12 protein-coding genes and 1 pseudogene are annotated in these 11,795 nt (G+C 37.6%); 1 reads left to right on the forward strand and 12 read right to left on the reverse strand.

Annotated features, from left to right (window positions below; genetic code table 11):
* Positions 1 to 180 precede the first annotated feature (180 nt).
* Positions 181 to 315: pseudogene (locus tag AC1DKZ_RS14990) on the reverse strand (IS6 family transposase); the annotation flags it as partial.
* 147 nt (positions 316 to 462) lie between these two features.
* On the reverse strand, positions 463 to 861 hold the full coding sequence (locus tag AC1DKZ_RS14995; RefSeq protein ID WP_003192852.1) for a DUF4359 domain-containing protein: 399 nt from the start codon (positions 859 to 861) through the stop codon (positions 463 to 465).
* A 193-nt stretch (positions 862 to 1,054) separates the two neighbouring features.
* On the opposite strand from AC1DKZ_RS14995, the gene AC1DKZ_RS15000 reads away from it, so the two are divergent.
* Positions 1,055 to 1,531, forward strand: a complete 477-nt coding sequence (locus AC1DKZ_RS15000) for a competence protein ComK (protein WP_044439437.1) — start codon at positions 1,055 to 1,057, stop codon at positions 1,529 to 1,531.
* Positions 1,532 to 1,614: 83 nt separating this feature from the next.
* Here AC1DKZ_RS15000 and AC1DKZ_RS15005 read toward each other — a convergent pair whose 3' ends face one another.
* The 10 genes from AC1DKZ_RS15005 to AC1DKZ_RS15050 all read right to left on the reverse strand — a co-directional run bounded on the left by AC1DKZ_RS15005 (position 1,615) and on the right by AC1DKZ_RS15050 (position 11,764).
* Positions 1,615 to 2,085: a sigma-70 family RNA polymerase sigma factor gene (locus AC1DKZ_RS15005; protein ID WP_002089676.1), complete on the reverse strand. Its 471-nt coding sequence runs from the start codon at positions 2,083 to 2,085 to the stop codon at positions 1,615 to 1,617.
* A gap of 217 nt (positions 2,086 to 2,302) precedes the next feature.
* The gene (gene yknW, locus AC1DKZ_RS15010; protein ID WP_476996542.1) at positions 2,303 to 2,983 is read right to left on the reverse strand and encodes a YknW family membrane protein; all 681 of its coding nucleotides are present in this window, start codon (positions 2,981 to 2,983) and stop codon (positions 2,303 to 2,305) included.
* Positions 2,984 to 3,107: 124 nt separating this feature from the next.
* Complete coding sequence (locus AC1DKZ_RS15015) at positions 3,108 to 4,310, reverse strand: ABC transporter permease (protein WP_002089681.1); 1,203 nt, start codon at positions 4,308 to 4,310, stop codon at positions 3,108 to 3,110.
* On the reverse strand, positions 4,307 to 4,987 hold the full coding sequence (locus tag AC1DKZ_RS15020; protein ID WP_002089682.1) for an ABC transporter ATP-binding protein: 681 nt from the start codon (positions 4,985 to 4,987) through the stop codon (positions 4,307 to 4,309). The genes AC1DKZ_RS15015 and AC1DKZ_RS15020 overlap by 4 nt, the downstream gene beginning before the upstream one ends.
* Positions 4,984 to 6,168: an efflux RND transporter periplasmic adaptor subunit gene (locus AC1DKZ_RS15025; RefSeq protein WP_003192865.1), complete on the reverse strand. Its 1,185-nt coding sequence runs from the start codon at positions 6,166 to 6,168 to the stop codon at positions 4,984 to 4,986. Before AC1DKZ_RS15025 ends, AC1DKZ_RS15020 begins: the two co-directional genes overlap by 4 nt.
* Positions 6,169 to 6,416: 248 nt before the next feature.
* The gene (pgtP, locus tag AC1DKZ_RS15030) at positions 6,417 to 7,751 is read right to left on the reverse strand and encodes an MFS transporter (protein ID WP_002184617.1); all 1,335 of its coding nucleotides are present in this window, start codon (positions 7,749 to 7,751) and stop codon (positions 6,417 to 6,419) included.
* A 19-nt stretch (positions 7,752 to 7,770) separates the two neighbouring features.
* Positions 7,771 to 8,805, reverse strand: a complete 1,035-nt coding sequence (locus AC1DKZ_RS15035; protein WP_002184616.1) for an ABC transporter substrate-binding protein — start codon at positions 8,803 to 8,805, stop codon at positions 7,771 to 7,773.
* A complete protein-coding gene (locus AC1DKZ_RS15040) occupies positions 8,802 to 9,584 on the reverse strand; it encodes a DUF3919 family protein (RefSeq protein ID WP_016127655.1) in 783 nt (260 codons plus the stop codon). Before AC1DKZ_RS15040 ends, AC1DKZ_RS15035 begins: the two co-directional genes overlap by 4 nt.
* Positions 9,585 to 9,650: 66 nt before the next feature.
* On the reverse strand, positions 9,651 to 11,081 hold the full coding sequence (locus AC1DKZ_RS15045; RefSeq protein ID WP_002184614.1) for a HAMP domain-containing sensor histidine kinase: 1,431 nt from the start codon (positions 11,079 to 11,081) through the stop codon (positions 9,651 to 9,653).
* Between the two features lie 11 nt (positions 11,082 to 11,092).
* Positions 11,093 to 11,764: a response regulator transcription factor gene (locus tag AC1DKZ_RS15050; protein ID WP_002184613.1), complete on the reverse strand. Its 672-nt coding sequence runs from the start codon at positions 11,762 to 11,764 to the stop codon at positions 11,093 to 11,095.
* Positions 11,765 to 11,795 lie beyond the last annotated feature (31 nt).

Genomic DNA, 11,795 nt, shown 5'->3' on the forward strand with positions numbered 1-11,795 from the left:
CTTAGTCTCATTAAGTATCAGCTTAGTCTCATTAAGTATCAGCTTAGTCTCATTAAGTATCAGCTTAGTCTCATTAAGTATCAGCTTAGTCTCATTAAGTATCAGCTTAGTCTCATTAAGTATCAGCTTAGTCTAGCAAAAGCGTAGTTTCTTTTGACGATAGGTCAAATTGTTTTAAGGAAGGGATAGCCCACGTTCTTCCATCATTTCAACTAAATCACGAAAACTGATGCTATACCGCCGGTACCATCTCACGGTTAATAAAATAATATCCGGTTGAGAATGTTTCCACTTGAATAGATTGTTCTCTTCCATACCAATCACATCCTTTTTTAGAGTACTAATATCAGTATGTCCAAGTTTAGGAGGTCATTTACAAGCGTTTTGGAGTGTTTGCACCAGAACCAAAAAAACTTTATCTGAAGTTCAGATTACTCCGTAAATCAAAAAGACGAATCTGCATTATTTTGCAGATTCGTCTTTTTTCTTCGGCATTTCAATCGGGATAAAGATGTTTGAAAAGCCAACGCAAACATACTTATAATTCTCTCCGCCTACATCAAACTCTGTCTTATATGTCGAGAAGAAAATATAATCATTTCGCTTTGTATAATGATCGATTAATAATCCAACTTGTGGCTCAACATACTTATTTGCCAATTTCTTTCCCGCCGATGCTAGATCGCCAAGTATACCCTCTTTGTTTTCTTTCTCAACCTCGTCTAGCTTCTTACTCACATCATTACGCTTCATAAATTGTTTTGCTGCCCAATCCGTATATTCTCCCTTACCCGGATTACTGTTTGCTAAATAAACTAAGAGAACAACAGCTAGAGCCATAATAATATACTTTTTCTTCATGCTATATCACCGCCTACTCTTTTCTATTTTCATATATATGTACAAGCGATGCAAATTAGAAAGACTATCATCTATTGATTGTAAACGAACCGTAAAAATTTACAATACGAAACAAAAGATTAATAATATTTTACATAATTCGTATATAATTATATTCAGAATAACAATTTTTATAAGGGAGGATTTTAGAATCATGGATAATGAAAATGATATTTTTATTTCTAGTTCTACAATGATGCTCGAACCTTGCAAACACCCTTATTACCGGACAAAAATTATCGACAGTAGCGGAAACCCTCTGTACTCTTGCCAAACAGCTATCCAACTCATAAAGAAATCTTGTCTAACACATGTTCATTCTACTTATCAAGGTAGACGTCATGCAGTCCAAATAAACTTTAAGCTCAAACAAAATGTTCCAATTCCGATTAATCACAAAGAATATATTTGCGTTTTCCCAACAGAATCTCCTTCTTCTCCAAGCTGCATTTGGTTGTTCTATAACCATATAGATGAGATAGAGTTTTCCAAAAAAACTAACAAAGCTAACATTCATTTTTTTAACGGAACTACCATAACAATACAAATAGGTTCTCATAAGTTACAGCAACAATTTTTCAAATCTGGACATGTATTATCCCGAATGAACATGAAAGATTCATTACCTTAAAAAACCTCTTGCCACATTTACTGCCTTAAAGTAAATAGAATGGAACGCAATATTTCCTTTGCCTTCCATTCTACTTATTATTCTTATCCCCTTACACTATCTCTCATTTTCTCAAGTGCTTGTCGATATACCCATCTCACTTGATAGTACGTCATCCCCATTTCAGAAGCTATCTCTCCCATATTTTTCCCTGTAAAAAATCGCTCTGAAATGATATGCTTCTCCCTCTCATCTAACACACTCATAAAATCCTTCGCCCTCGTTCCAGCATCTTCACACTCAAATCGTTCCTCATACTCGTCCGTGCATACATAGCGCTCTTGCACTACGCATTCTTTCTTCAACCTTTCCAATATATAACCACGTACCGTTACAACCGCATAAGCAGGAAAACTCCCTTTCTCCTCCTCATACCTTTCATAAGCATGCCAAAGACCAATTAAACCACATTGATAATACTCTTCATAATCTTGGTAAATATTTAACCTCTTTATTTGATTTACAATCATACCTTCATACAAAACAACCGTATCTGCAAAAGTCGCTGGCTTCACACAGTGCCCGTTTCTAAAAGGTATACCTCTTCAGTATTCCGCGGTACCTCTACAATATAAAATGAGAAAGGAAATTTCATTGTGGGTAATTTCAAATACTGCAGCCGTAATTTGAAATTACACTAGGCAGAATTTGAAATTCTGCTGGGGGTATTTGAAATAGGGGTAAAAATAAAAAAGGTGACTCTAGGAAGAGCCACCTTTTCAAAATAACATATTACTTACCAAAGCCAGAGAACATACCGCCTAACATACTAAATCCAATTGTAAGGATAAAGAATATAGAAATTAAAATTATTGCCTGTTTTTTACTTAAACCGGCAACGATATGCAAGCCTAAACCAGTTAAGATCAAGCTCCAAATGTTAAACACTTCAAACGCAGAACCAATACCATAAGCAATCGTTCCCTGATCAAATAAAGGCGCTAAACTTGTATATTTATCAGTACCAGTTCCACCAAGAATAAAACCTAGCACTGCATTTAGAATACCACCAAGATAATAAACAATATTTGCATATAAGTAAATAGATAATATCTTCATATACGGTGTATCATTACTCATGAACATCATAATAACCTTATAAAATCCAGCTACAATAAACAAACCAACAATTGTTCCAAGGAAACCAAAAATCGCTCCCCCTCCAAGAGTAAACCCTTTAACCATACCTGCTGAATCGCCCTTAAGCTCTTTTGCCAACTCCTGAGTATTAACTAACGCTAAATAAGCCACTACCGCTGCCGTGATTGTCCCAAGTATAGCAAACAGGAAAAATGCCCCCCAAACCGGACTTTTCGTTTTCATTCTCTCAAACTGCACACCTGGAGATGTAATCATTCCAAATAATGATGGCTTTTTCGAACCTACATCTTGCGTATTAATATTCGCTTCCATTATAACGCCTCCCTCTATTTATATAACCCGTTCTAACGGGCGGTTCACATCCTCATGTAGAGGCTACGAACCGCCCACTAGAACGGTAACTTGTAGTAGAGAACTTCTCTACTACACTAATAATCTACTCATAACGAAGTGCTTCGATTGGATCTAATTTCGCAGCTTTGTTTGCTGGAATTAATCCGAAAATAATACCGAGTGTCATAGAGAACAATACGCCTCCAACGACAACTTCCCATGAAACGAGCGGTGGCCATTTCGCAAATGTGGAAACAATATATGCCCCGCCATATCCAAGACCAATTCCGATCAAACCACCTAGAAGCGTTAACATAACCGCTTCAATTAAAAATTGTAATAAAATTTTACTACGCGTTGCCCCAAGCGCTTTGCGTACTCCAATTTCGCGCGTACGCTCTGTTACAGATACGAGCATGATGTTCATTACACCGATACCACCAACGACTAATGAAATACCAGCTATACCACCGATGATCATCGTCATGATATTAGTAACTTTAGAAACATTTTCTTGGAACTCTTTTAAATTCACCAGTTCATATTTACCTGGAATTTCACTTGGCTTACGACTATTTAATACATCAACAGCTTGTTTCCCTGCTGATTCTAAATTGTCTACATTTTTAGATTGAATTGCTATACTTTGAATCTCATCTGTTCCGTATAAAACAGGCCATAAAGTAAGGGGAATTAACGCTTCTTCCATTTCAAATCCCATAAACTCATTGTCAGATGTATACACACCAATAATTTGCATTGGCTGCCCCTTCATCTCAATAATTTGTCCAACTGGGTTTACGTCCTTAAATAACGTCTCTTCTGTTTTTGTACTAATCATCACAACGTTATTTGCATGAGAAATATCGGATTCATTTAAAGTACGTCCCTTTACGACCTTTACTTTATTAACCGCAAAATATTCATTATCAAGACCAATAACATTTAGATTTGCTTTTTTATCATTTACATCAAGTACCTCTGAATTCTGGTTTGTCGTAATAACGTGTGAAACATCTTTCACTTGTTTTACTTCCAAAATATCCTCTTCAGTTAACTTCGGTATTTGAAATCCACCTATAGCAAACTCATCATTAATATCTGGTTTAAATTGAATTGGCATAAGGTTATTACCACCAGAACCTGCGAATTTCGACTTCAGCATCGCTTCCCCGCCTTGCCCAATCGCAACGACAGTAATAATAGAACCAACACCAATAATAATACCGAGCATCGTAAGAGCTGAACGCAGTTTATGAGCTAAAATAGAAGATAGGGCAATTTTTATACTATCTAGTAAACTCATACTGCACACCTTCTATCTTCCGTAATTTTCCCATCTCGCAGTACAATGCGGCGGGAAGAATACGCTGCTACCTCTTCTTCATGCGTAACCATAACAATCGTCGTACCTTCTGCATTTAGCTTCGTGAAAATATCCATAACTTGTGCACCAGACTTCGTATCAAGCGCACCTGTCGGCTCATCGGCCATAATGAACGTTGGATTATTTGCAATCGATCTTGCGATAGCTACACGTTGCTTCTGTCCACCTGATAATTCACTAGGTAAATGGTCTACTCTATCTGATAATCCAACTTTTCCAAGCGCTTCAAGAGCTCTTTGACGACGCTCTGCTTTCTTCACTCCACCGTAGATGAGCGGAAGTTCAACGTTTTCCACTGCGGAAAGACGCGGCAGCAAATTAAAGTGCTGGAACACAAAGCCGATATATTCATTACGAATTAAAGCTAGTTTTGACTCGTCTGCTGTTAAGATATTCACATCATTCAACATATATTCACCTTCTGTTGGACGATCTAAACAACCGATAATATTCATAAGCGTTGATTTACCAGAACCAGACGGTCCCATAATAGAAACGAACTCACCGCTTTGAATTGTTAAACTAATACCATGTAAAATCGGCACCGCAAGTTTCCCTTGATAATACGTCTTAGCAATATTATTTAACGTAATCATTTCTCTTTCACTTCCATTCCGTCATACACGTCGTCGGAAGGATTTTTAACCACCTTTTGCCCCACTGTTGCGCCTTCAACAATCTCTGTCCAGTCTCCATCAGTAGAACCTTTTTTCACATTTTGTTTACGAAGCTTTCCTTTCTCTTCAATATAAACAAATGCATCTTCGCCTTTTTCTACAATGCTCTTACTTGGAACAGCAATCATTGTCTTATTCTCTAAATTTACTTGCAGAGAAACGTGATAACCTGGAGATAAACCATCTTGGCTATCAAGACTTGCTTTATATGTATATTGAGACATATTTTGAGTTCCCTCACCAGCAGCTTGAGCCATCTCTGCACTCGTTGGGAATTCACTTACTTCCGTAATTTTACCTGTCCACTTTTTCTTATTATTTGCTTTCGCAGTTACAGTGAACGTTTGATTTTTTTGAATTTGTGACTTTTGAAGCTCTGTTAAAGTCCCTTGAACTTGGAACGGGTCTTTAGAAGCAACTTGTAAAAATGCTTTCCCTTGACCACCTAACGCTTGAGATGAACTTTGTGCCGCATCTTTGTCTAACTTTTGTACAACACCAGTGAAATTACTATAAATCGTAAGTTCTTTCTGTTTTTTACTTAACTCTTCTTTTTGTAACTTTCCTTTTTCTTTTTCAAGATCAGTTGTTTTTTGTGCCATTTCTAATTCGCTTACTTGCTCTTCCATTGGGTCTGTTACTTCTTTCCCAGCCCCACTATCTTTTACCTTCTTAATTTCTTTCTTCAATGAATCAATCTTCTTTTTCCCTTGATCGTAACGCATATCAGCCATCTTCTGATCAAGATCAGCTTGCTTCATTTGAAGATTAATTTCTTCATTATCATAAGAGAATAGTTTCGTTCCTTTTTCTACCTCTTGTCCTTCTTTCACTGCAATATCTTTCACTTTTCCTTTAGTCGGATCCGCATAGAAACTTTCAATATTTCCTGGCTTTACTTGACCAGAAATTAACTTCGTATTATTAAGCTTTCGCTCTGTCACCTTCTCAAAACTTACAGCATCTGTCTTCGCCGTACCTTTCTTCTTACCTTGCATAACAAAAATATTAACTGCTGCTACAATAACAATTAGTGCAATAACTCCGATGATAATCCATTTCTTCTTCTTGTTTGGAGTACGAACCGTATTTGGTAACATATTCTCTCTCCTTTTATATCTTAATAGTTTAATAGATATTTAATTGTATAAAACTTTCGGAAAATTGCATCCCCACTTACATTGTTACACTCATTTTACAAAGTTTTACACAATCATTTATATTGTAACAAAAATACCAATGATTAGAAATATGACATTCTATCTTTTAAGATAGTTTTAAGGAAAGGTTTCCTTATATAAAAAAAGCGATCCAAAATAATGATTGGATCGCTTTTCTGAATAAACTATTACGCCACTTTAGGACCTTTTCTTTCATGCCCACGTTGCACGATAAATAAGAATACTGTTGATAAAATACCGCCTGCTAATAGTAAGATGAAGCAGCCATCCCAGCCAGAACGATCAACAATAACACCAATTGCTGCGTTTGCTACAAGACTTCCGCCTACATAACCGAACAGACCACACATACCAACTGTTGTACCTACTGCAAATTTCGGTACTAATTCCATCGCACTTAAACCGATTAAAAACTGTGGTACGTAAATTAAACAACCGATAATAGAAACTGCAATACTTACAACAAGTACGCTAGATGCTTGCCAATATACAACCGTACCAACAACAACTCCGGCCATACTCATAATACATAATGGCATACGTTTTCCTTTAAATAACTTATCACTTAAAAGACCAACGATTAATGAACTTGGAATTGCCATACCTTCAAAAATCGCGTATGCAGCATGCGCTTCTGCTTTTGAAAAACCTTTAACTGTCGTTAAATAAAGCGGAACCCAGTTAATAACACCGAAACGAATTAAGTAAACAAATGCATTTGCAATACATAAATACCAAACGAACTTATTTGTCACTACATATTTCATTAAAATTTCTTTCGGTGACATCTTATTAGCATTATCTGCTTTTTCAAGATTTTCATAGTCATTACGATACTCATCAATTGGAGGAAGACCTTCAGATTCTGGTGTATCCTTCGCATTAATCCAAACAAGAACTGCAATTACCATTGCGATAATCGCTGGGAAAATAAATACCCCGCCCTGCCAATGATTTTCACCGAAAATACCTACACCAATTCCGACAAGGGGCGGCACTAGCATTCCACCAACGTTATGTGAAATATTCCAAATACCTGTTTTCGTACCACGTTCTTTCTTCGAGAACCATTTCGTCATAACGATACTACAAGGTGGTGCTCCCATACCTTGTACAATACCATTTAAGACAAGTAATGTAACAATCATCCCAAATGAAGATGCAAAACCGAAACAAATATTTACAAGCCCCGATAAGAATAATCCGACTGCGATAAAGCGCTGGGCGAAAGCTTTATCGGATAAATTCCCCATAAAGAACTTACTAAATCCATAAACAATTGCCATTACTGAACCTAGCAATCCAATTTCCGCTGTACTAAAACCATATTCTTGTACTAAATACGTACTTGATAACGTAAAGTTACTACGCACTAAATAATAAGCAGCATACCCAACTGAAATTCCCATTAGCACACGAATACGTAATAATTTGTATACCCTGTCAATCATATCCGCCGGCAATCTCTCAATTGCAGGTGCTGGCTTAAGCCATTTAAACATATTCTTTCGTCTCCTTTTCTCACTGCTGAGAGAGACGCTGTCTATTCCATATCTCGATTATTCCACTATTTGATATATTTTTGTTCGTCCTTCTAACCGGCTGACCTTCTATCTCTTTCTGATTCTTCGCAAACATCGTTGGTACGCCAAACGAAACTTTTTCTAAAATGTGCCCCGCTTCTTCTGATAAACAATAATCAATAAATAAGTCCGCTATAAAACCACTCGGTGCACGCTTCAGTTTCGAAATCGCATTAACAGATAATCCTGTTTGCTCAGGTTCGTTACTTACAATAGGAAAGCCTTGTTTCTGAAGCATTCTCTGATCTCCCGCAAAATTGATGCCTATCATATATTCACCGCTCGCAACCAGTTCTGCGGGCATATAACCATTCACCGTTACTTCACCAACTTGCCTTGCAAGATTCTTAACATACTCTTTCGATTCTTCTTCACCTAAAGTATCAATAAGTGATTGAAACAAAGTATATGCTGTGCCGGAAACGTTTGGATCAGGCATTGCAATCTTACCCGTATATACCGGATCTAATAAATCTTGCCACCTTGATGGATATGGAAGACCGAGCGGCGCTATTTCTTCATTCCACCGCTCTTTATTAATCGCGATTGCCAGTTTCTCCACTTCATAACCGTACCAATAACCATCTTTATCTTTAACAGTCTTTGAAATACGGTTCGCATGCTGGGTCGTAACAGGAATAGAAAGGTTCTTTTGCTTCATCATTTGATGCGCATCTACTGTACCGCCAATAATAATATCCGCCTTCGGATTTCCAGCTTCCTCTTCTACTCTCCGAAGAAGTTCTTCTGTCGATAGACGAATAAATTCATATGTACACCCGCGTTGTTTACAAAATGACGAAAGCAAAGCTTCACCAACTTCCTCGCGGGCCGCTACATACGCAACGAGATGACGATCATCCAAAATAGGGAGACCACTTTTATTATATTTAATAGAGGTTGTATCTCGAGAGCAACTAGACATCGCTCCTCCGATTACTAGCAAAAAGAAGAAAAAGGCTATCTTTCTCATGACACACTCTCCTTTACAAGGAATTCTGCTAGGGAGCCCTTCATATACATGACATTCCCGTTATTATCACCGAGATATTGCACAACAAAGTACGATGGATACACAGAAATAGTTAGAATATCCTCCCGCTCATTCTTTACACGTTTGCCTGTTTTATAGGCAGTAATATAAGCAATCGGCTCATTCTGTGATTGTAATAATTTCTGAATTTCTCCGTAATCTGTAATTTGCTTTGCGTATCGAATAGAATCAAATATTTGCGTAAGATCTATAGTACGTATTACATCCCCTTGCCTCACTACAACTTCCTTTGCCTCCGCAAAGAAATTACTAATGCGCTCTGGTGTATAATACAGACTTAACAAATACGTTTGAAATGCTGAGATCATCGGATCCGTACCATTCTTTCCGTATACATTAGCCTCATACTGGAACAAGTCACCTACTGCAAAAGTACGTTTATGTCCATTCAAGTACGTTACTTCTCCAGTAAATACTTGTTCTTGATTCCTCACTTCTCTCGGTTCTATTCGAATTCGGTCAAAGAATGAAACAATCGTATGCAAACGAACTTCATCCGTTACAACAATTTCTCCCCACTTCTCATGCCTTACTTTCACTTCAGTAGGAAGGGATTCATTCACTCTTTGTAAAACGGCTTGTTTGTCATCCACAATTGTAATTCGATTATATATTTGCTTCTCAATAACATAAAACAAAATAAGAGAAACGATCATACAAAAGACAAACATAAGAATTTGAAATGATAGCCTTTTCATTTCTGCCTACCTCCAAGATAAAAAAACGTTGTTTCGAAAATACCGCATAATTGTTTCATAAATGTATCATTTAACCGCTTTCAAGTTTTTTATGTCTTCCATCCGTCTCGGAAGTAAAAATGTAATGCATATTGTAGTCCCCATCTCTTCACTACTCTCAATTCGCATACTTCCACCTTGCTTCTTCATAATCTCCTGACAAATGTATAAACCATAGCCATTCCCGTAACTTGAAGGAAGCACCTTACCTTCCGGAGACTCATTCCATTCTGCAAGCACACCTTCATCCATACCAATACCATCATCATGAACAAAAACTTTCGCTTCCTGCTCATTTATAATTACATTCATACGAACTTGCGTAGCATCACTATATTTAATCGCATTATCAAGCACATTCAAGAAAATTTGCTTCGTCTTATCAAAATCCGCAACGACGTGTACTTCTGTTAACTCATTCATAACTTCAATTTCAAACTGCTGCAACCTAAGTTTCACAATCGAAACCGCTTCTTCTGCCAATTCTTTAATATTCACGACTGTAGGTGACACTTCAAACGTACTCTTCCCGTACTTTGAAGACTTAAGTAATTCCTCTACAAGTGATAATAGACGCTCACTTTCTACAGACACATAACGGAGGCTCTCCTGCACATCCTCCTTCGACTGCAACTTCGGAATTAAATCAACATAACCAATAATTGCCGTAAGCGGTGTTTTCAGCTCATGTGTAATGCGGTCTAAGAAATCTTTCTGTTTCTCTTTCTCTTCCTTCAGCTGCTTAATATGCAGTTCAATTCCATCAGCCATCGCATTAAAGGATGCTGAAAGCTGTGCAATCTCCACATACTCATTCAGCTCAATCTTACTTTCATAATCCCCATTCGCGAGCCGATGCGCCATTTGCCTTAACTGATCAATTGGTTTATGAAGAGACTTCGCCAAACGAATCGCAAAGAAAATACCAGCAGCTACTAAACAAAGCGACGTCATCAAAAACGTCCAACTCACATTTGTTAAAACTTCCTTCTCATCCGTTAACTCATTTATAAAACGAATACTCCCAATGACATCGTTTCCATAATAAACTGGACTTGAAAACAAAAGAATTGGAGCTGGGTCTCCCTCCTCGAAAACATAAGATTTCTTTCCCTTCAAAGAACTCTCAATATCAATATTCCGATGAAGTAATGCCCCTTTTTGTGTATCTGCAACAACATCTCCATTCTTCCCAATCATCTGCACCCGGACATCCATTCGCTTCGCTAAATACGAAGCAATTAAAAGCGAATTAGGACCTAACGTCTCTACTTCTGCTTCCTTCTCTAAATAATTCATCGTATAAATTTGCGCTTCCACACTTAACTTTTCTAAGGAATCCGCCGCATTATGATACACATTCTTCTCCAGTGCAATATAAACAACCGCGTATAAAAGAACAAGAATTGGAATCAACAATCCAACTATTCCAAACACCATATTTCGTTTTAAAGACATATCATCACCTTTTAGCAATCAAGCTTATATCCAACACCATAAATCGTCTTAATATGCTCCCCACTATTCCCGAGTTTCTTTCGAAGTCTTTGCACCATAATATCAACCGCTCTCGTATTTCCGATATACTCAAATCCCCATACTTTCTCAAGCAACTCATCTCTCATGAACACACGCTGAGGATTCGAAACAAACAACTGACATAAATTAAACTCTCGATACGTTAACTGAATTTCTTGCCCACTCACATGTACCTTTCTTTCCTTTGGACAAATTACCAATTCCCCTGCTCGGATCACCTCATGAGTAGAAGACACTTCCTCCTTCCTCACACGCCGACTCATATTTTTCACACGAAGAATAAGCTCCGCATAATTAAAAGGCTTCGTCACATAATCATCCGCACCAAGCTGCAAGCCAAGCAATTTATCATTCATCTGACTCTTTGCTGTCAGCATAAGCACTGGGATATCACGATCCTTCTCTCGGAATAAACGTAATAACTCATACCCATCCGTATCAGGAAGCATCACATCTAAAATGAGTACATCCGGCTGCTCATTCCATCTCTCTAAAGCTTCTCTCCCATCAGCTGCCGTCAATACTTCATATCCTTCCATCTCTAACTGCATCCGAATTAAATTGCGGATACTCGATTCATCATCAACTACAAGTATTTTCATCATCATCCTCCTTCCATCCCGTATTATAGTA

It is taken from the genome of Bacillus sp. 05T21 (genome assembly GCF_056396785.1).